The organism is Pelagibacterium halotolerans (genome assembly GCF_044811015.1).
In the GTDB taxonomy this organism is placed as follows: Bacteria; Pseudomonadota; Alphaproteobacteria; order Rhizobiales; family Devosiaceae; genus Pelagibacterium; species Pelagibacterium halotolerans_A.
This window is the reverse complement of sequence record NZ_CP085243.1, coordinates 2,761,961-2,783,771: the sequence shown is the minus strand read 5'-3', so window position 1 is coordinate 2,783,771 and position 21,811 is coordinate 2,761,961. Positions and strand designations below refer to the sequence as shown.

Below are 21,811 nucleotides of genomic sequence, written 5' to 3'. Positions count from 1 at the left end.
ATCCGTGAGGCGGTTAGGCAGCGGTTTTTTTCGCCGCATGCAGATCGAAGCGATCCGCTTCCATTACCTTGGTCCAGGCGGCAACGAAGTCGCGCACGAACTTCTCCTGCGAATCCGCGCAAGCATAGACCTCCGCGAGCGCACGCAGTTGCGAGTGCGAACCGAAGATCAGATCGACACGCGTCGCACGCCACTTGAGATCGTTGGTCGTCCGGTCGCGTCCTTCATATGTGCCATCCGATGCTGGCTGCCATGCGGTGTCCATGGTCAAGAGGTTGACAAAGAAGTCATTGGTCAAGACGCCCGGACGGCTGGTCAAAACGCCGTAATCGGTGCCCTGATAGTTCGTACCCAAAACCCGCATGCCGCCAAGCAACGCCGTCATCTCCGGCGCTGTCAGCGTCAGGAGTTCCGCCTTGTCGATCATGGCTTCCTCAGGCGCCATCAACTGCCGCCCGCTCAGATAATTGCGGAAAGCGTCGGCCCGTGGCTCAAGCACACGGAACGATTCGACATCGGTCTGCGCCTCGGTCGCATCGGTGCGGCCCGGCGTAAAGGGCACGGTGATCTCGACCCCTGCGTCCCGCGCGGCTTTTTCCACCGCTGCGCAACCTGCGAGCACGATCAGATCGGCCAGCGAAACCTTCTTGCCGCCCGATTGGATACCATTGAACGCCGCCCGGATCTCTTCGAGCGTGCCGAGCACCTTTTGAAGCGTCTCGGGCTCATTGACCTCCCAGTCCTTCTGCGGCGCAAGCCGGATGCGCGCACCATTGGCGCCACCGCGCTTGTCTGACCCACGGAAGGTCGAAGCTGAGGCCCAAGCGGTCGAAACCAGTTCGGAAACCGAAAGTCCGGACGCCAAAACCTTCGACTTGAGTTCGGCAATGTCTTTGTCGTCGATCAATTCATGGTCGACGGCGGGGACCGGGTCCTGCCAGATCAAGTCTTCGTGTGGTACGAGCTTACCCAGATACCGGACCTTGGGGCCCATATCGCGATGCGTGAGCTTGAACCAGGCGCGGGCGAAGGCGTCCGCAAACTGATCCGGGTTCTCATAGAACCGGCGCGAAATCTTCCCGTATTCGGGGTCCATCTTTAGCGACAGATCCGTCGTGAGCATGGTCGGCTTGCGCTTGGGCGCATCCGGGCTCGGGCCGGGAATGTCGGCTTCATGGTTCTTGGCGACCCATTGATACGCGCCGGCCGGGCTCTTTTCGAGTTCCCACTCGTTTTCAAAGAGGTTCTTGAAAAAGAGGTTGCCCCACTGGGTCGGAGTCTGCGTCCAGGTCACCTCTGGCCCGCCGGTGATGGCATCCGGGCCCATGCCCGTACCATGCCCGCTCTTCCAGCCGAGACCCTGGTCTTCAATCGCCGCGCCTTCGGGATCGGGGCCAACGAGCGACGGGTCACCCGCACCGTGCGTCTTGCCGAAGGTATGCCCCCCCGCAATCAGCGCCACGGTCTCTTCATCGTTCATCGCCATGCGATAGAAGGTTTCGCGGATGTCCTTGGCCGCCTTGACCGGATCGGGCTCGCCGTTCGGCCCTTCGGGATTGACGTAAATGAGCCCCATCTGCACCGCCGCGAGCGGCTCCTCGAGCTGGCGCTCGCCCGAATAGCGCGCGTCACCGAGCCACGTGCCCTCAGGCCCCCAATAGAGTTCCTCGGGCTCCCACACATCGGCCCGTCCGCCGGCAAACCCAAAGGTTTTGAACCCCATCGATTCGAGCGCGACGTTCCCGGCCAGAACCATCAGGTCCGCCCAGGAGATCTTGCGCCCGTATTTCTGCTTGATCGGCCAGAGCAGCCGCCGCGCCTTGTCGAGATTGGCATTGTCCGGCCAGGAATTGAGCGGGGCAAACCGCTGCTGCCCTTGCCCGGCACCGCCGCGTCCATCGGTAATGCGATAGGTGCCCGCGCTATGCCACGCCATGCGGATCATCAACCCGCCGTAATGACCGAAATCCGCCGGCCACCAATCTTTCGAATCGGTCATTAGCGCTTCAAGGTCGGCGATGACGGCATCGAGATCGAGGGTTTTGAATTCTTCCGCATAGTCGAAATCCTTGCCCATCGGGTCAGATTTGGCCGTGTGCCGGTGCAAGGGCGAGACGTCGAGTTGCCCGGGCCACCAGTCGCGGTTCCTCGGCCCACGGTGTCCACCGCTGACCGGACAGGCCGACTGCTTGTCTTGGGTCATCTCATTCATCCTGGTCTCCGATCGTACGCTGTGAGGTATTGCTACCGTGCGTCATAGGCGAGGCACTGCGATAATGTCTAATTATATTGAATAACCTCTACGATAAGTGTTTCTTACCATATCTACCGCTGTCCCTACCCAGGACCGGTCAGTGCGCGTGGATACCCGACACTGAGAACCCTTGAGGCGACCGCCGAGCGAACTGCCGCAATACGCAGCCGGGACGCCACCGCGACTTGTGGTCAAACCGCCTAACCGACCTTGCCACGCGCTGCAGGGAAGCTTGCCCGCATTGTTGCGATCGCCTTCCAGGCGGGCGCTGGCTCGTGAAACAGGAAACCCTGGAACTTGCTCACCCCGAGCGCCTTCAGGCGGGCGAAGGTTTGTTCGTCCTCCACGCCCTCGGCGACCAGTTCAAGTCGATGCGTCTTGGCGATGAACAACGACGCGGACACCAGGGCCTGATCGACCGGATCGCCATCGACCCCACGCGTAACGGTGCGGTCGATCTTGATCCCGTCCACGGTGATGTGTTTGAGCACACCAAAGGAGTTATACCCGGTCCCGAAATCGTCGAGATACAGCCTGACGCCCAGCCGGCGCAGCCGATTGAGCGCATCCAGCTCTGCGATACCGGCGGTATACTCGTCGGTTTCGGTGACTTCGATCCAAAGATGCGGACATATCTGAACGTTTTCCTCGATCTTGCGTATGAGCCAGGAGTTGAATTTCGGATCGGCCAGCGAGGATGCGTTGAGATTCACCGAGATATAACAGTCTTCGAACGGGCAGCCCTTCTCCATTTCACCAGCTATCGTCGCGATCGTGTTTTCGGCGACCCATTTGTCGATCTTGGGCAGAAGTCCATGTGCACGGGCCTGAGGCATGAACGCATGCGGGGAAAGGAACTGCCCTTCATCGGCAAGACGCAGCAGAGCTTCGAAGCCGACCGCCTTGCGGTCGCCATCGACGATCTTTTGCAAGAAGATACTGAAATGATTGTTCTCAAGCGCATTTTCGAGGCGCTGGAACCAGTTATGTCCCATCTTGATATTTTCGATGGTGCTGTTGTCGTGCCGATAGATTTCATAGCGGCCACGTCCCATATACTTGGCCGAATAGCATGCCGCATCTGCCGCCGCGAGCGCTTGGGAAATCGTCATGCCGGACGCAAGCGCGCACACGCCCACGCTCACCCCCACCCGATACGATTGACCATCATGGCGGAGCCGGTATGAACCTACCGCCGATACGATGCTTTCGGCCATTCGTACGGCGACGCTCTCCGCGTCGCAATCGAGCAGAATGGCAAACTCATCGCCCCCCAGACGCGCAACCTTATCGACCTCGCGCGTACCGGCGCAAAATAACTGGCTCACCTCTCGCAAAAGCCGGTCACCGGCGGCATGCCCGCACAAATCATTGATAGTCTTGAAATGATCGAGATCGATGCACAGCAGATAGCCGGACTGCCCGTTGTGCTCGTGTAGCTGCGCATCCAGGGCTTCCTCAAAGGCGCGCCGGTTCAGCAATCCGGTCAGATGATCGGTATTGGCGCGCCGATTGAGCTCCTCGGTCATGAGGGCAATGCGCGTCTGATCGTGCAAGACGGCCACTGCGCCGGCAGTCTTGTCCGCCTGTCTGTGCAGGGGCGCTATGGACGGCGCAATATAAACGAACCTGCCGCTGCCGCTGCAAAGCCGGAACGCCTTTTCAGCCCGATAGGTCTTGCCTACGGCAAGAACCTGCCGCATTGGGTTGAGGATATTCTCGACCGCTTCCTTGCCCAAAGGCTCGATGATGGTCGAGAGGGATTTGCCGGTAATGTCCTCGGCTGTGACACCCAGCAGACTTTCGGCTTGCGCATTGCACAGGGTTACAATCCCGTGCGCATCAGTACGTAAAATACCGTCATTGGCTGATTCGATTGTGATCTGCGCCATTTCCTTGGCGGCACGGAGCGCTTCGGCGTGCTGGATTTGCTCGGTTTCGTCCCAAACCGAGCCGCAAATATAGTAATCGCCGCTTTTGTCGTCGAAGAGACCCTTGATATTCATATAGACATAGCGGACCTCGCCTGAGGGACGCACGAGCCGATGGCGAACGGATACGAACTTCGTGTTGTTGGTAACCTCCCTGAATGCGTCCAGAACCTCCATGACATGTGCCAGATCGTCAGGGTGTATGAGGGCGGACCACGCCTCGACATCGTTGGGGAACGATGCGGGATCGACTCCATAGATTTCGTGCATCCGATCATCGCGCCACATCTTGTCTGTTCGCGGATCGTATTCGAAAACGCCGATTTTGGCCGCCTCGATGACCAATTCAGCCCGCGCCAGTGCGCGCGCGGCGTGTTCCTGCTCGGCCTTGAGCCGGTCGGCGGTCTCGATTTCCAGCGTGATATCGGTTACCGCGCCAATAACGGCGATCGCCCCTCCCTCTGCGACCGAAAAATTATCCAGAACCTGGCGCACATGCCTGATTTGCCCCCCGGGCAAAGCCAGCCGGTAGGTGCTCCAATGGGGTTCTGACAGCCTGGGCTGTTCGCGCAACATATCCCGGGTCGCCTCGACCATAGGCAGGTCATCGGCGTGAACCCGGGCCAGAAAAGCCGTTTCCGAGGGTTCTACAGTGGTTTTCTCATACCCGAGGATCGTGTAGAGCGCCGGACTCCAATCGTCGTCGCCACTCTGTGGTTCCCACACGAAATCACCGACGCCTGCCGCTGCTGAAGCCACCTCATAACGCGCGACCAGCCACCGCAATTCCTGATCCTTGCGCCAGAGTTCCTCTATGTCTTCGACCTGCACCACGATAACGTCTTGCGCCGCGTCGTTGGCGTCGGGGATGAAGGTCCTGAATGCGCGATAATGAAAGTGTGTTCCGTCCTTTCGCACGCCGACGAGTTCGGCCCGGTTCGACTGGGCCGTGCGCTGCTCGAACATGCACCGGAGGCTGCGGTCGGCTTGAGCCTTGAAATCGGGGTGGGGCAAAAAGTCGCTTGCCGTCCTACCGATAGCTTCTTCGGCGGAATAACCAAACACCCGCGTGAAAGCGGGGTTGATGGTACGCACGACGAGATTGCGGTCGAGCACATACATAGACAATGGCGAGTTGCGCAAAGCCTCATCGAAGATCCTGGCGATGCGCGCGCTGGCCAGGGTCTCCTCACTGTTCGAGAGCGCTTTGCGAAATTGGCGCTCTCCCCGGATCGCGGCATAAAAAAGCAATATCGACGATCCGATCGCCACGATCACTGCCATCTTGGAGAAATCGTCGGCGCGCCACGCCAAATGCATTGTGAAATGGACCTGGATTGCAAGAGCAAAAGCAAGCACGCCCGGCGCGTATATCGAGGTCCGTACCGCCTCGGTTGCGGCAACGCAGGCAACCATGAATGCCAAAAACAGACCCGGAATACTGCCTTCAAGCGGAATGTGAAGCGCGGGATAGGACCATGCCAAACCGCTGACGAATGCGAAGCCCGCGTGTATGCGCAGGAGGTCCGTCAGGCCGATGCGCGAGGACAATGTCGTATCCGCCGCGATGCGCATGAAGTTGAGCGCGAGCACTACCGGCGCCCATATTGGGGGCACGTAAGCGCCCAGCATAACGGCAACGATCACCGCCAATAGGGAGTTGAGGATCAACGAAAGGCGCAGATCGCCTTGATGCTCTGCAAAGTGACTGTTCATCGACGCCATGCGTCGCCACAGCTGCATTGTCTGCATGGATAGTTGCGATAGCATTTTGCGAGCTTTCGTGTGCCCGTTCCGGGGCTGGGAAAATCCGCCTAAAACTCATTTTAAAAATGCTTATTAGCAAATAACTTGCAGATACATCCTTCTCTGACATTGGGTTCCGCCTCTCAAATATCATTGTCTTATTTGCATATAAGGCATTCACTCTGTTTATTTCGCGTGAGCGTAAGAAGAGTGATTTGTACAGAGGTCGAGAACTTGATCGACACGCGTGAAAAGTTCCAGGCATCGGCATCAACCTTCCCTTGCGGATAGAGCCGGACCGGCAGCAGCGTGAGGGGGGCTGCAGGAAAGGTAGTGAAGGTCCAACGGGAAGAAACACAGGTCTTCATGGATGGTGCTGCACCATTCGCAATACAGGAGGGGCTTTTGTTCTTTGTCTCGCATTATGAGCGCGGAAAGGCTTGAGGCGGCCATGGCGGATATTGGGGCAGTTCATATGCGGGGTCATGATGCGCCCTTTGAAGAAAGGCGGATCAAGCAAGCCGCCCTTCAGCCTGGCGGGAGATCCATGGGCCACATGCTCCTGACTGGCGGCGGCGGGACGTTTGAATGCACGATCGTCGATCTGTCGCTTTCGGGCGCCTCACTTGCGACAACGGCTCGGTTTCGTGTTGGCACGTCAGTCCAGGTGGAGCACATGCCCGCCGTTGTTACCCGCCATCATAAAACGGGGCTTGCTGTCAGCTTTGTTTCATCTGTCGACCTGGGGGCGCTCGCTCATCGTTTCGGTCTGACGAGATTGGCAAGTCTAATGGGTTGTTGAGGTGGACCAATAGCTGCCAGGCACATGGGAATAAGGCGCTCTGAGAACAAGCGTTTCTAGTTATCGGTGTTCAACCGCATAAGATATCCGGCCTCACTTGGGGAGCACACCCCCCTGCCTCCCTGGGTTCCATTGGAAATGGGTCGGAATAGGGTCGGTGGAGGGCATACCCTCCACCGACTTCTATAACAATTGTCCGATTTGTTCATAAGCCCAGACAGGAACGAAATCGAACGCGTAGGTTATTTTGTCAAGGAACCATCCGTGCCCCGACTTTTAACCTTCGATACAAGTATTTTACGCCCCTTTATCGCACTTTCTGTGCTCATTGCCACCGTTACTCTTGCAGCGCTACCGGCAGAATTTGCCGCTCAATGTTGGCTGGCTGGCCTGAGTTGCCTTGCCTTCTGGCTTATCCTTGGCCAGCAGCCCCTGGGGCAGGTGCTGAAGGTCGCGGTGGTCGTTGTGGGCGTTTTTTCTTCGTCGCGTTATCTCATCTGGCGGACGACGGAAACGTTGCCCTGGTCCGATCCGGTTGGAATGCCGATAGCGCTGATTCTGCTGGCGGCTGAAGTCTATGCCTACCTCATCGCCCTGATGTCCGTATTCATCATCGTCGAAACGCCACCGAGAAAGGCGCCTCCCCCGGTTCTTGATACCAACAAATTCCCCAAGGTCGACGTTTTAGTGCCCACCTACACCGAGGATGAAGCACTCCTTGAGGTCACGCTTCTGGCGGCGCTTAGTATCGATTACCCCGCCGACAAGCTCAAGGTCTATCTTCTCGACGACGGCGGAACCGCAGCCCGACGGCGACACAGCGATCCAGTGATCGCCGCCAGGGCACGCGCACGCTTCATGGCGCTCACGGCCCTGTGCAAGCGAACAGGGGTAACCTATTTCACGCGGGAGGAAAATGAGCGCGCGAAGGCAGGCAATCTCAACGCCGCTCTTGCCCGTACCGAGGGCGAACTGGTGCTCATTCTGGACGCCGACCACGTCCCGACGCGCGACATCCTCAAGCGTACCGTGCCGTGGTTCAAACGCGACGATAAGCTCTTCCTCGTCCAAACGCCGCATTTTTTCATCAATCCCGATCCCATCGAGCGCAATCTGGACACCTTCGGCGCCATGCCCGGAGAGAACGAGATATTCTACTATGCCATACAGAACGGGCTTCACGCCTTCAACGCCTCGTTCTTTTGCGGCTCTGCAGCCCTCTTGCGCCGCAAGTATCTTTTAGAGGCAGGGGGCATATTCGGGCTCACTGTTACTGAGGATGCCGAAACCTCCCTGGAGCTCCACGCCAAGGGTTACAATTCAGCCTACATACCGCGTCCCATGGTCGCCGGACTTGCCGCCGAGAGTTTTGCGGGCTTCATCGTTCAGCGGATGCGCTGGGCGCAAGGAATGATCCAGATTCTCCTTCTTAAAAATCCGCTGTTGTTGAAGGGACTCTCACCCGGACAGAGGCTGGGCTACTTCAACGCTTGCGCCTTCTGGTTTTTCCCCTTTTCCCGGCTCGCCTTCATCCTGTGTCCGGTCTTCTCCCTTCTGACCGGCATCAAAGTGATCGACGCGGGTGCGTTGGCGTTGCTTGCGTATGGCACGCCTCATGTTTGGGGGAGCATAGCCATCTCCATGGCCCTTTACGGACGCGCGCGACCCCCTTTCACCTCGGAGCTCTACGAAGTGGTCCAATGCGTCCATTGCGCGAGGGCAATCATCGAAGTCTTCCGCAACCCATGCGGGCCATCCTTCGTCACCACGCCCAAAAACGAACGGGCTGACGCCGATTTCGTCACACCTTTGGCACGACCGATCTATCTGCTGTTCTACCTTGTGCTGATCGCCGAGATCGTCGGCATCCTCCATATTGGCGTTGATCCGGCCCGCTTTAACGGGATGGTCGTTTTACTGTTCTGGAACAGCTTGCATCTGGTCCTGCTCCTGTGCGCGATCGGTGTGATGTTCGAGAGGGTGCAGCGGCGGGACTTTCCACGCATACCTATCGAAGCAAAGGTGCGTATCGCCACCGCAACCGGGGCATTCCCTGCCGTCCCGATTTTTGACATTTCCGTCACTGGATTTGCGGCCCCCATCGAAGCCCCTGAGGCAAAGGGGCTGGCGCTCGGTCATGAGGCATATGCGCTCCTGCCGTTACGCGGAGGAGGCGTGCGAGAACTCACGATGTACGTATCCTCTCGCCGGCAAATAGAGGAGCGGACCATTGTCGGCTTCTCCTTCGCGCAAGTAAGCACGGAAGAACGGCGCGATATCGTCGATTTCATTTATGGCGACAGCGCGCGCTGGGTGGCCTGGCGGGATCACCGTGCCGGAGGAGCGACGCCAGCGCCCAAGGGGCGGCTCACGGCACTGCTCATAGGCGGTCTACGGCGGGCATTCGATCACTATCGTGCCTTTATACGTGGGGAGGTCGCAATCTGACCGGATGAGTTCCCACCAATACTTCGACGACGTTTCAGGAGCCGGCACCGGGAGAACACCGATGAAGAAAATACGGTTCTCATGGCCGTGGGGCATGCTCACCGTGATCCTCTTGAGTGCCGTGGCCACCAGCAGTCTCGCATTGGCCAATGTCATTGCCGACCGCGTGAACATTGCCGCGGCGCAAGAGGCGCGTCTTGCGGACACATCGATGTTCACCGTGCTCTGGCAAGCGCCTGTCTATATTTTATTCAGCGTTGGCGCCGGATTGACGCTGGCATTGGTAATGGGCTGGCCCGCCGCGGACGCAGCTCTACGGCGCTACAGGGAGTACCGTATGCTCGCGCGCAAAGGCGCCGAGGACCGGGCGCTGATCGCGCTGGCGGACATACCCACGATTCGCTGGTCGCCGGCGGACTTCCGGGCCTGCTACTCCTCGGCTTGGTGGAAGCTGCTCGGGCTTGAGCAAGGCCGCGACTGCGATATCGACGTACTGATCTCCAGACTGGCCGGGAGCGACGTGGCCGCCGCGCGCGCTGGCTACGAGGCTTTGGCCGAAGGCGGGCCGTTTGCCCCGGCACGCCTCGTGTTCATGCGCCATGCCGATGGCCGGACGATCCCTGTCGAAGAACGTGCGCAACGGTTCGAGGATGGGCGCGTGCTCATTGTGCACCGCCCGCTCGAATCGCCACGAAGCCTGGTCACATGATGCCCCGATCGGTTTCGGCCGGGACAATGATAGCGCAGACGGCGCGCGTCGGGCATCCGATCGTCCCTGGATTTACACAATCGCCGCCAGAGAGCTGACCCTTGCAATTCAACTCGCTTTCACGATGGCGCACGAATGCGTTCGTTGTATTCATCCGCATCTGCGTTATGCTTCTTGTCGCCGTAAGCTTCGTCATTTTCGTTTTCGTCGAGGACCTGCCTTCGGCCAAAGCATTGGTCGTTCTGGGTGTGGTGGGCCTCGCCGCGGCGGGGCAGTGGGCGAAGGCGACGGAAAATCTGCTCTGGCCCGGTGTTCTTTGCATATTGATTTGGATCGGAACGATAACCGGTCTTGCTATCGTGAGCGATGCGGGCAGCTATTCCTTTCTTCTGCTTCTTGCGGCTGCACCGTTATTCGCGGGATTCGCGCCGGGTCCGGCTATCCCTCTGCTGACACTCGCGGCGGCAATGCTGACCGCCGCTGGGCTTGTCCTGGGCGCATCCCTGGGCATTCTGCCGTCCGAACCACCCGGCGCGGATATCGCCCTGCCCCTGGCCGCGTTCGGGTTGACCATAGCACTGGGCTATTTCTGCCTGAGTGTCATGACGGGTCATTGCGACCGTCTCATCAAAAAGCTCGCGCACGAAAATGAAGCGCTGCGCGCCATGGCCAACGAAATTCCGCTGTGCTTCATCGTGCTCGATAGCGAATTCCGCGTTCAGGCAGGGAGCCGCCTTTGGCTGGCAGAGACCGGTCTTTCCGCCGACGACGTGCTTGGGCGGCACCTGGATTCGATTATCACCCCAATACCCGAATCCTGGCGTGCCGCGCACAAGAGCTGCCTCGAGGGCGAAGCGGTCGACCTCGAGAACGAGCTGTTCATGACACCAGACGACACCGGCAAATGGGTTACGCTCCGGGCACGCCCCTGGCGGGCGGAGGGCAGTCGAATGCGCGGGACGCTGTTCGTGTTCGAATGGCTGCACGCCGATACCACGACCGGGATTTCAGCAAGCATCTGATTGAGTCCCAAGCGTGTTTCCCCTTAATTGCATATAAGCGCAATTGGTGTCGTTATCAGCTCATTCGTAGGCAGTTATGGATGGGAGAATCGTGCATCCCAATTTCGATCGGATGTCGTTAGGCACGCTTAGATGCGTGCAGGAAGCGATCAATACGCGCAGCATCGGCGAAGCCGCCAAACGTCTGGGTATGACGCAGCCGGCCGTTTCCCAGCATATTGCACGTTTCGAACGGCTCCTTGGCGTTTCCATCATCGCACGCAAGGGCAATCAGATGGTGGTTCGCGAGGGTGCGGTCGTGGATTTCGTGCGCGCGATTTCGGAGGCGCGCGAGATGCTCAGCCGCCGGGTGTCCGATAGCGCTGAGACCAAGGCCCGCCTGGGCATCTGTGCGAGCCTTGGCCTGCATTTCGTCAGCTCCGCCGACCGGCTTGGCGATCTGATCCAGAAGTTTTCGATTTATGTCATCGATTCAGCTTCCTTACACAGCTTGTTCAACGCCGGCGGCCTGGACGGCATTATTTTCCCCGTATCTGCGTCTCGCGACCATGCCGATACGACTTTCGAGGTACCCCATGTCTGGGTTGCCACGCGAAAGTGGGACGCCAGTTTGCCGGTCTTTCCCGCCGTGATTTCCTCCCCGTTGTCGTCCCATGGCGAGGTCATACGCGCTATGCTGGCCGACCGGGGGATGCGGCTGCATGTGGCCGTCCATGCGGACGACTATTCGAGCCGGATCGTGCTGGCGCAAAAAGGCGTGGGGGCGACGCTGGTTCCGGTTTCCGCCGTACCTCTGCTGCCCGAGGATTTGCACCCCGTCCCCATGGAGGGGGATCGGCATTTCAATCTGACCTACAGCGTCAGATGCAACACCAAGGTGATTTCCGAATCCTCCCTTGAAGGGCTTATGGGCATACTGGGCGCGCACGACGACCTGACGATGCCGGATCACAAGCGTATTCGCGGCTCCAACGTGTAAGGTCGAAGGCGCGATCCCGTTCGTATTGGATCGCGCCTGCCGATCCCCTCACCCCCAGAAAAGTCCCGGATTGGCGTAATACTGATCCTCTGTGATGCCGCGCAGCACCGCGTACCCGCCAGTGGATGTGTAAAACACCAACCCCTCGAGACTATCCACCACGGTATTCTCCGCAATGTCCCCGCGGATGATATCCTCGCCGATGGTGAAGTCGGTGATGAGCGTCTTGCTCCCGGAATATTGGGATGGATAGAAAACATCCCGGCCCGCGCCGCCGGTGAGCACGTCGAAACCGGCATGGGCCACCAGAACATCGTCGCCATTCCCGCCGCTGAGCGTATCGTTGCCCTCACCGGCATAAAGACTGTCGTTGCCGCCCATACCCTCGAGCACGTCGTCGCCCGCCCCGCCCGAGAGTGTGTCGTTGCCGGCATCGCCGCAAATGTAATCGTGCCCGTCGTCGCCGAACAGGTAATCGTTCCCGCCAAACGCGTAGAGATTGCCGTCACCTGCATACAGCCGGTCGTTGCCGGCCCCACCCCGCAACGTGTCATCCCCGACGCCGCCGTAAAGCGTGTCATTGTCCGCGCCGCCGAAGACTCGGTCGTCACCGATATCGCCGTGCAAGGTGTCGTTTCCGTGAAACCCGTAGATCACATCGTTTCCGGCATACCCGAATATGACATTGGCCTGATGATCGCCATAAAGAACGTCGTCGTTTACGGTTCCGACGGCGGGATGGGTGTAGCCGGACAGGGCGTTATAAACCGGAGAGGGAAACTGCGAGGATTGAGAAAAACCGCTTCTCTGTGAAATTTCGGGATGGATGTAAATCCCCTCGTCATAGGCGATATAACTGCCGAAATCCTGATAGACGTTTCTATTTCTATCATATTCATACATGATCACTTCGTCCCATGAAGTTTCAGACTTGTTGTTGATCCAGACGCGACGGAACCCCCGCGCCTCACCCCCAGAATAGCGCTTCGTTCGTGTAATACTGCTCCGCCGTAATGCCACTCAGCATCGCGACGCCGCCGTCTCCGGAGTATATGAACAGGTCGCCGTCCCCGCCCATTATCGAAACATCGGACTTGTTCCCGCGTAGCCTGTCCTCACCGATTGTGAAATCCAGGATCACCGCCTGATCGTCGCTGCCCGTCGGGAGTTGGTAGATGTCGCTCCCCCTGCCGCCGGAAAGGACGTCGAAGCCCGCGCCGCCAACGAGGACATCGTTTCCGTCGTCCCCCCTCACGAAGTCGTTGCCTTCACCGCCTTCCAGAAGGTCGTCGCCGCTATGGCCCTCGAGGATGTCGTTGCCCGTCCCACCCAAGAGGACATCGTTTCCGCCCTCGCCGTAAAGAGAGTCGTTCCCGGCCCCGCCGAGCAGGCGATCGTTGCCGGGCATTTCGTCCAACCTGTCCTCGCCCCCATAAAGACGGTCGTCGCCGTCTCCGCCTTCCAGAATGTCGCTCTCGGCTCCGCCATAAAGGATATCGCGGCCTTCGCCTCCGATGAGGTGGTCGCTCCCCCCGCCGCCATAAAGGGTGTCGTTCCCGGCGATACCATCGAGCAGATCGTCCCCGGCATACCCGATGATGACATCGTCGCCAGCACCCCCAGTGAGGCTGTCGTTGCCGGGCGTCCCATAGACGGTTTCGGGTGCGCCGGAGACGTACCCGTAATTGGGAGCGCCGCCTTGCTGCGTCGAAAGCGCACGACCCGCCTGCGAGACGTCCGGGGAAATGTAAACATCTCCGGAATACGCAGTGTAGCCGTTGACGTCCTGATAGATGTCTTTGGTCCTGCTGTATGAATACATGGCTTTACCTTTCCTGGCGGTGTGGTTTTGAAGACAGGGGGGGATCGGAGCGGTTCAGTATCCGATTTTATGAAGGGGTGAGGACTGTCCCGAAGGGCAAATCATGCCGGTGGCATGATTTGAAGGACGAACGCCTGGAGCGTGAGCGAAGGGGCCCGCCAACGAAATGCGGGCTAGCGCGCATGCGAAATCCTCCGACGGCCATGGGCCTCGGGCTTTGGGAAGTGGACGGCATGCGGCGAGACGGGCCTCATTCCGTTTGGTCGTAAAAGCGAGGCTCGCCTCGCCGCATGCATCCGGGGTTTTTGGCTTATGGGTACCCCGCCGGGGACGATCCCCTCCCTCTTTCGAGGGTGTGACGCGCTGGACCTTGCCCGACGCATCGGGGGACGTGGCGCCTGGCGCGAGTGAGCACCCTTTGGGCCTCCGCTGGAGCGACCTCCATCGGACCCGGACCGGTTCCGCCCAAACGTTCGTTGCGCTTGCGCCCATCAAAGCGGATCCGTGGGAGGGATCATAGGCGAGGTTTCGGGGGCGGGGATAAGTTTTCGCTATCGGCTCTTGCGCTGCGCCATCCCCCACGCCGTCACAGGGCAATCGCTTGAAGTGAGATTGCCCTGCGGCGCGCCCGCTTCCTGCGTTTACGCTTGGCACTGCCACCAGAGGTTTGCGCACCGGCGCTCCCCCACATGCCGTCATCCTCGCGCTTGACGCGAGGACCCGCAAGCTCGAAGCGCTCCGCGCAGGGGTTGAGGCGCGCGCGGTTGGGCGTGGCGCGTCCGACTTCTGCCGGGGCTGCGGTGGCGTTGCGGGTCCTCGCGTCAAGCGCGAGGATGACGGTGGGGTATGGGATGGCGCAGCACGAGAACCGGTAGAGGAGTGCCGGAGGGAGGGTAGAGCGTGGTGCAAGAGCGATAATGCCTGAGTGAGGGGGCGTGCACTGCCAGAACCGACAGCGCCAAGAGCCGGAGAAATACGGATTTCCATCACGTCGAAAACCGTCCCATGCCACCACCGCCAACCCCTTGCCCCTCCCGGCAAAGGAGCGTTGCCGGGAGGGAGGGGTGTCGCATGCGAGGGGAGCGTGTGCCGCCCTCATCCGGCCGCTTGCGCGGCCACCCTTGAGCCCTCGGTCGCCGCAAGACGAAGGCCGGGATGAGGGGAGGGAACGCGGCATGCGCCGCGGCCCCCGCATGCGCTGCGTCCGAGGCCGGGAGGAGAAGCCCCGGGGCAGAGAGACCCAGCCTCAGACGATGGTGAGGGCCATCTCCGAGATGGGCGAGAGATTATCGTCCAGATCTACGGCATAGGCGTGATAGGTCGCGTTGCCGCCCTCGAGACCGTCCGTATCGAGCACGAATGATTGTGTCTCGTCGGTGATCTGGACCGCGTTCTGCCAACTATCCTTGGCGCTGGTGATATCGTTCAGCGAGTTCACCGTCACCTGATCGTTGACGAGATAGACGGTGCCTTTCTCGCTGCTTCTAACGTCGACGCTGTCACCAAGATTGATCGTGAAGTCATCGTTCAACTCGGAATTCTCGATCGTTACCGTTGGCACTGTCGTATCCACCGTCGCCTTCACCTCCAGCGACTTGTTCTCCGACCCGTCCATTGAGCGCACGGCGATCTCGGTGCCGTTGGCGAGCGAGAGGCCGGTGAAGCTCCAGTTGCCCGCGCTGTCCGCGGTCGTGGTCACGTCGATCACGCCGTCGCCGTTCTGGTCGAGCAGCATCGTGGCGAAGGCCTCGTCCACCGTGCCCGTGACCATGCTGGCCCCCGCCGCGGTGATGTCCGGATTGCCCGGCGCCGTCGCATCCACGACCTGCTCGACCCGGCCCGACATCGCGCCGGTCTCGGGGTCGGTCGCCCAGACGTGCACCGGATCGCCTTCCTTATCCTGGGGGCGCGGGATTATATTCTTCACCTCCCAGGTGCCGTCGGCACCCACGGTCGTGGTGAAGTCCGCGACGCCGTCGCCGGTCGAGTCGACGCTGATCTCCGAGCCCGGCGTGCCCGTGCCGATGGCGGAGATCCCGTGCGAGAGGAAGAACACCGGCGTATCGGGAACGTGCGCATCCACCGTCATGGTCTGTTTCGATGAGACCTGCGGCGTGGCGTCGCTGTCCTGCGTCCACGCCGTCACTGCCGTGCCGTCGGCCAAAGGCGTCGATGGCGTGTAGCTCCAGGTGCCGTCTGCCTTGGTGGCGACGCTCGCATCCGAAGTGCCGTCGCCATCGAGGTCGAGCATCACCGTCGTGCCGATGGGGGCCGAGCCCGAAACCACGGTGCCATTGCTGGCGCTGATCGAGGGCGCCGCCGGCATGGCGGCAGCACCGATGCCCGAGCCGCTGCCGTCGGTATCGGTCACCACCGTGACCGGCTCGGAGACATTGCCCGCCGCATCCTTGAGCGTCACCGTCACCGCAGTGCCATCGGGCAGCTTGGAGGGGAAGGTGTAGTTGAAGGTATCGCCGGTGACCTGCACGGTCTCCTTCCCGCCGGCCCATTCGATCGTGACCGTCGTGCCGGGTTCGGCAAGCCCGGTGATCGCCGCCCCGTCGGACGCCGCAATCGTGGCGCTGGCGGGCGCGACGGCGTCCCAGGTTACCGTATCGGGCTGGGAATCGTTGCCGTTCTTGTCGGTCTGGGTGACCGAGAGGCCGGCATTGTTGGCCGGTGCGGGGGAGAGCGTCGTGCTCCACTTGCCGTCGTCGCCCACCGTCGTCTTGCCCACGACCTGGCCGGTGTCCTTGTCGACGATGGTGATGCTGTCGCCCGGCGTGCCGGTGCCCATGAGCGTCGTCCCCTCCTGGTGCGCGTCCGGCGCATCGGGGCGGTTGGTGCCGATGGTGACGTCCGCGCCCAGGGAATCGTTGCCGTTCGCATCGCTCTGGACCGCGGTGACCTGATCGCCATTGGACGGCTTGGGATCGGGCGTGATCGACCACGTGCCATCCTCGCCGACAGTCCCCTTGCCGATCACCTGACCGGTGGTCTCATCGGTCACTGTCACCGAATTGCCCGGCGTGCCGGTGCCGGTGATGGCGTCCGGGCCGTACTGGTCGATGGTCGGTGCATCGGGGCGGTTGGCACCGATGGTGACGTCCGAGCCCTGAGAATCGTTGCCGTTCTTGTCGGTCTCGACAGCGGTGACCTGATCGCCATTGCCCGGCTTGGGGTTGGGCTCGATCGACCATTTGCCGTCCGGGCCGACCTCGACCTGGCCGAGCTGCTGGCCGGTCGACTCATCGACCAGGGTCACCGTATCGCCCGGCGTACCGGTGCCCGAGAAGCTGTCCGGACCGTACTGGTCGATCTCCGGCGCCGGCGGCCGGTTCGCGCCGATGGTCACCTCGGTGCCCGGGGAATCGTAACCGTTCGGATCGCTCTGGACCGCGACCACCTGATCGCCATTGGACGGCTTGGGATCGGGCGTGATCGACCATGTGCCGTCGGGTTTGACCGTCGTCTCGCCGATCACCTTGCCGGTCGTTTCGTCGGTCACCTTGACGGTATGGCCGGGCTTGCCCGTGCCGGAAATCTTGTCGGGGCCGTACTGGTCGATATCGGGCGCTTCGGGACGCGCCGTGCCGGGCGTCAGGTCGACCGGCTCGGACGTCCCGCCCTCAGGGCTGGTCTCGGTCACGGTGAGATGATCGTTCGGGCCGGGTCTCGGGTCGAAGGTGATCGACCAGTTGCCGTCGTCGGGGATGGTTACCGAGCCCATATCCTGGCCCGTCGTTTCATTGTGGATCGTGATCGTGTCGCCCGGCTTGCCGGTTCCCGACATGCCCTCCGGGCCATAAAGCGTGATCTCGGGCTGGGACACATAGCTATCGCTGCCCCCGCCGCCATTGCCATTGCCATTACCGCCGCCGCTGCCGCCAGCCACCGCCACGACGCCGCCGAGTGCCAGCGCGCCGAGACCGGCCAGCCCGGCCGCGCCCAGGCCGCCGAACGCGCCCGCCGCACCGGCAGCCCCCGCCGCTCCGACCCCGGCCACGCCGACGGCCGGCGTCAGCACGCCGTCCGCGGCCGCCGAGGTCCCGAATTCGATCGGCACATACTCGCCATTGCTCGTGAGCAGGTCGAGCACCGGAACATCCCGGTTACCGTCGTCGAAATAGTCCGCAAGAACGATCACCTCGCCGCTCTTGAGCTGGATCACCAGATCGTCGCCGCGCCGGACATAGCCCGCGACGTCGCTCACCGCCACGTCGAGCTGGATCAGCGCCGTGTCGGCGGCATCGACTGCGGCACGGGTTCCCGCCAGCGCCTGCGGCACCTTGACCTCGCCATTCTCCATGGTGACTTTGGCTACATGAAACATTGGTCTTTCCTCTAAGGTAAATCCGACGAGAGCCAAGGGCTCGACCGTCGCGATAGTCTGTTTTTCTGGTTACAGCGCCGTGAAATGCTCTCTACATGGAAATACTTATTCCCTCTGAACCCAAAACTCCCCGCAGAAACAAACTTCTATACTGGAGAATACTTATAGGCGAATAATGTACGGGGATTATTTTCCGATGCGAAAACATCGCTGCACACGCCGCAGGTCATCACCGGGCACCCGGCAACATGCTGCCCAGCCCGGCCGCGATTATGGCCGGGCTGGCAGGATGCAGGGATCAGGCCACGATAGCGCCGATCTCGTCTTCCATGCGCGGACCATTGGCGTTGTCCGCAACGTAGAAGTCGTAGGTGACATCGCCGACGATTTCGGACCCGGCATAATCCATGCCTGAAATCTGAACGGTATCGTCGCCGGCAAGCGCCGAATCGCTCTCTTTGTCTTCGAAGAAGACGTCTTCCATCACCATGGTCTTTCCGTCCTCGAGCTGAACCGTGGAGGTGTTCTTGTGGTAGACGCCTTCAGCGTCGGTGTAGTCGAGGTCGGTCGGGTCGATGGAAATCGACACGACGCCCAGATCCGCGATGTCGAGAAGTTCGCCCTCATCGGTCACGGCGTTCATGTTGCCGTCGACCCAGACCTGGAGATCCTCGAAGATCGAGTCGTTCTGATCGATCACCTTGTCGCCGTTGAGGTCGTAGGCCGAGAGCTCGATATAGCCCTCGTTGATCCGGGAGCCGTCCGAATAGCGTTCCGTCGGCCCGAACAGTTCGGAGCCGTTGTCGATGGACCCGTTGCCATTCTTGTCGAGCACGAGAAGCCCATCGCCGCCGGACAGCCAGCTGATCTGGTTGAGGGTTCCATCGTTGTCGAGATCGAACAGGATGCCTTTCTTGATAGACGCCGTGTCGATGCGCCCGTTCTCGTTCAGGTCGAGCGAGAGGGGGGAGCTGCCAGGGGGAGGGGCAACGGGATGTACCCATGGCGACGGGTCATAAGGCACCGAAGTCCATACGCCTTTCCAAGGTACCGTTTTCTGGGCACCCAAGTCATACCACCACGTATATATCTGCCCATCATGCACGAACGTGTCCCCATTGGCGCCGGGAGTTGGCCACGGATCGGACACCGGAGCCGGCGGAGGAGGAGGAGGCGCGTTGGAGAAGATACGTGTGGCAACCTCGGTGGAGTTGCCCGCATCGTCGACCCCGGTCGCCTCGAGCTTATGGCCCGCACGCAACGTGTGCGTATCGATATCCCCGGACCACGTGCCGTTCGTCACATCGACCGTCACCGCCTCGGCGGTCCGGCCATCGACGACAAGCCGCACCTGCATCGTCTCCTCGCCATCGACCTTGCCCGTCGCATGCGCAACGCGCGACCGGTTGACCGAGGAGATGGCGACCGTATCGCCATTGAAGGTATCTATGGTCAACGGCTTGGCGTCATAGACTTGGCTCGTATTGCCATAGACATCCGTCGCCACATACTGGACCGCATACTCGCCATCGCCCAGCGCCGCCACCGGACCGACCGTCCAGGTGCCATCGGTGGACTGTCCCAACCCGGCCGCCTTACCGCCGATCAGCGCCTTGACCGTCGCCTGCTCGTCGATATGACCCGAAAAGGTTGGGGTGAAGTCGTTGGTCAGCCGGTCGGTATCGCTCACACCGGTGTCCGTGGAAAAGGAGGTGTCCGAGATCACCGGTGCGGTTGTATCGATGACGACATCGAGGTCGAATGGCGTATTGTTATGCTCGAAGACGAACCGGATCTTCTGATCCTCAAGCCCGGTCTTGTTGTACGCAAACGTCCAGTTTCCGTCTGCATCGGCGATGGCGGAACCGAGACCCTGAACAGCGCCGCCCTTGAAGTAACTGACATATACCGTCTCGCCGGCATCCGCCGTTCCGGAGAACGACAGCGACTTGTCGGCATCGATCTCGCTGGCATTGAGCGCATTGTCGCCATTGGCATCGCCATCCACATGCACCGAGAACGCCGAGAGCGCTTGCTTTCCGCCGTTGCCATGATTGCCACCATAGCCGTCTGCGGTCGTCACCGCCGGGCCGTCATAGGTCCTCTGGTTGCCATGGGCGTCCGTCACAACGTATTGAACCACGTGATCGCTGGCCGCGAAATCCGCTATCACACCGCTCGTCCAGCTACCATCAGGCTCGGTTGAGAGAGTCCCGAATGTGGATCCGTCAATCACGAGGTCGACTGTCGCCGTTTCGTCGACATGGCCGGAAAATGCACCCTCGGCATAGGTCGCATCGGCGATCTCCGGCGCCGTGGTATCGATGACGACATCGACGCTCACCGGCGCTTCGCCCTCGGGCTCGAAGGTGACCCGGATGTTCTGATCCGCCATCCCGGCCGCGAACGGCAGCGTCCAGTTTCCATCCCCATCCGCCGTGACAGCGCCGTAATACTGGACGGATCCGTCACGGGCGTAGCTCACGGCGATGTCCTGACCGGCCTCCGCCGTGCCGCTGAACGCCAGCGACCGGCTCACATGGATCTCGCTGCTGTTGAGCGCATGATCGCCATTGGCATCGCCATCCACACGCACCGAGAACGCCGAGGCCTCAGCCTTGCCGGCATCGGGGGCGTTGTCGGCGTCGTTACCACCGTGAGCGGCTTTGACGACCGCCTGAGGGACCGCGCCACGGGCGTTGTCGGTGTCGCTATCGACAAGATCGATCTTAGTCGACACTGTCTCGTCGCTATAGATCGTCGAATTGCCATGGGCGTCTATCGCCCTGTACTGGACCGTATGCGGAGCCCACTCGGCGGGTGGGAGTGGATCGAGCGGGGCGCCGGACGGGCCACCGTCGCCTTCAGGCGCAACCCAGTCGTGCAGATTGATGATCCAGTAGCCATCCGGGTCGACCGCGGAGGACCCAAACACCTTGCCGTCTATCAGAAGCTCGACCCGCTCCGCGCCTTCGACATAACCGGAATGCTGCGAGGCCATTCCGACGACGCCGATTTCGGGATCGCGGATGTAAAACATATCCCTGGTCGAAAAAACCCCACGGGCAAACTCCGGCGCCTGGGCATCGACGGCGACATCGACGTTCACCTCCGCTTCGCCCGCGGGCGCGAAGGTGAAGTGGACGTTCTGGTCCGCCATCTCCGACCCGAACGGCAATGTCCACCTGCCGTCCGCGTCCGCCGTGACAACGCCGTAATACTGGACAGGCCCGCCATTGGTGTAGCTCACCACGATATCCTGACCGGCCTCCGCCGTGCCGCCGAACGCCAGCGACCGGTCCGTGCCGATTTCGCTGCTGTTGAGCGCATGATCGCCATTGGCGTCACGATCGACGCGCACAGAGAATGCCGAGCCGCGCTCGCGGCCCTGTGCGGCATCACCGGCAGTCAGTGCCGCCCCATGGGAGAGACCGAGATCAACATTGCGCTCCCGATCAGGGGCCGCTTCACCATTCCGTATACTCACTACTCTATCTCCATTTCCAAACGCATATCCCGATCCGAATTCCATCGCAGCGGGAGGGCCGAAGGTCTGTCCTCATCGCGTTTCGCGCCCGCAGGTCCGGACCAACCGGATGTCCGCTGGTCGAAACGCTTCTGGAAACGCGTCGGACCGATATAAATCCGCCGACGGCAGAATCACCCACACGCCAGCGATTGCCCCCTCTTCCTATTTTTCATGCTTATATGCGAATAAGATTCTCAATATTTATCTATCCTGCGCACAATTTTGCTTATTAAGGC

At 60.7% G+C, this 21,811-nt stretch carries 11 protein-coding genes; 5 read left to right on the top strand and 6 right to left on the bottom strand.

The genetic code is table 11. From position 1 onward, the window contains the following. Positions 1-13: 13 nt before the first annotated feature. The gene (gene katG / locus LG281_RS13430; RefSeq protein WP_404401501.1) at positions 14-2,212 is read right to left on the bottom strand and encodes a catalase/peroxidase HPI; all 2,199 of its coding nucleotides are present in this window, start codon (positions 2,210-2,212) and stop codon (positions 14-16) included. A gap of 242 nt (positions 2,213-2,454) precedes the next feature. Then, positions 2,455-5,901: an EAL domain-containing protein gene (locus tag LG281_RS13425; RefSeq protein ID WP_404401499.1), complete on the bottom strand. Its 3,447-nt coding sequence runs from the start codon at positions 5,899-5,901 to the stop codon at positions 2,455-2,457. A 481-nt stretch (positions 5,902-6,382) separates the two neighbouring features. Between LG281_RS13425 and LG281_RS13420 the strand changes: the two genes are divergently transcribed. From LG281_RS13420 to LG281_RS13400, 5 genes are all read left to right on the top strand, one after another. Further along, positions 6,383-6,733 (top strand): PilZ domain-containing protein, encoded by a 351-nt coding sequence (locus LG281_RS13420; RefSeq protein WP_404401497.1) that lies wholly within the window; start codon positions 6,383-6,385, stop codon positions 6,731-6,733. Positions 6,734-6,997: 264 nt separating this feature from the next. Further along, positions 6,998-9,181 (top strand): UDP-forming cellulose synthase catalytic subunit, encoded by a 2,184-nt coding sequence (bcsA, locus tag LG281_RS13415; RefSeq protein WP_404401495.1) that lies wholly within the window; start codon positions 6,998-7,000, stop codon positions 9,179-9,181. 61 nt (positions 9,182-9,242) lie between these two features. Further along, complete coding sequence (locus LG281_RS13410; protein ID WP_404401493.1) at positions 9,243-9,890, top strand: hypothetical protein; 648 nt, start codon at positions 9,243-9,245, stop codon at positions 9,888-9,890. Positions 9,891-9,991: 101 nt separating this feature from the next. Next, complete coding sequence (locus LG281_RS13405) at positions 9,992-10,912, top strand: PAS domain S-box protein (RefSeq protein WP_404401491.1); 921 nt, start codon at positions 9,992-9,994, stop codon at positions 10,910-10,912. 136 nt (positions 10,913-11,048) lie between these two features. After that, positions 11,049-11,891, top strand: a complete 843-nt coding sequence (locus LG281_RS13400; protein WP_404401489.1) for a LysR family transcriptional regulator — start codon at positions 11,049-11,051, stop codon at positions 11,889-11,891. A 48-nt stretch (positions 11,892-11,939) separates the two neighbouring features. Here LG281_RS13400 and LG281_RS13395 read toward each other — a convergent pair whose 3' ends face one another. The 4 genes from LG281_RS13395 to LG281_RS13380 form a co-directional block, all read right to left on the bottom strand. After that, positions 11,940-12,794, bottom strand: coding sequence for a calcium-binding protein (locus LG281_RS13395; RefSeq protein WP_404401487.1), 855 nt, complete (start codon positions 12,792-12,794; stop codon positions 11,940-11,942). 64 nt (positions 12,795-12,858) lie between these two features. Next, positions 12,859-13,713: a calcium-binding protein gene (locus tag LG281_RS13390; protein WP_404401485.1), complete on the bottom strand. Its 855-nt coding sequence runs from the start codon at positions 13,711-13,713 to the stop codon at positions 12,859-12,861. A 1,246-nt stretch (positions 13,714-14,959) separates the two neighbouring features. Then, positions 14,960-18,046: an Ig-like domain-containing protein gene (locus tag LG281_RS13385; protein ID WP_404401483.1), complete on the bottom strand. Its 3,087-nt coding sequence runs from the start codon at positions 18,044-18,046 to the stop codon at positions 14,960-14,962. 298 nt (positions 18,047-18,344) lie between these two features. Continuing rightward, complete coding sequence (locus tag LG281_RS13380; protein WP_404401481.1) at positions 18,345-21,533, bottom strand: Ig-like domain-containing protein; 3,189 nt, start codon at positions 21,531-21,533, stop codon at positions 18,345-18,347. Positions 21,534-21,811: the final 278 nt, after the last annotated feature.

Excerpts from the sequence above, each read along its gene's own strand:
- LG281_RS13425 (WP_404401499.1), bottom strand. The coding sequence starts at position 5,901 with ATGAACAGTCACTTTGCAGAGCATCAAGGCGATCTGCGCCTTTCGTTG.
- LG281_RS13385 (WP_404401483.1), bottom strand. The coding sequence starts at position 18,046 with ATGTTTCATGTAGCCAAAGTCACCATGGAGAATGGCGAGGTCAAGGTG.
- LG281_RS13390 (WP_404401485.1), bottom strand. The coding sequence starts at position 13,713 with ATGTATTCATACAGCAGGACCAAAGACATCTATCAGGACGTCAACGGC.
- LG281_RS13420 (WP_404401497.1), top strand. The coding sequence starts at position 6,383 with ATGGCGGATATTGGGGCAGTTCATATGCGGGGTCATGATGCGCCCTTT.
- katG (WP_404401501.1), bottom strand. The coding sequence starts at position 2,212 with ATGAATGAGATGACCCAAGACAAGCAGTCGGCCTGTCCGGTCAGCGGT.
- LG281_RS13410 (WP_404401493.1), top strand. The coding sequence starts at position 9,243 with ATGAAGAAAATACGGTTCTCATGGCCGTGGGGCATGCTCACCGTGATC.
- LG281_RS13395 (WP_404401487.1), bottom strand. The coding sequence starts at position 12,794 with ATGTATGAATATGATAGAAATAGAAACGTCTATCAGGATTTCGGCAGT.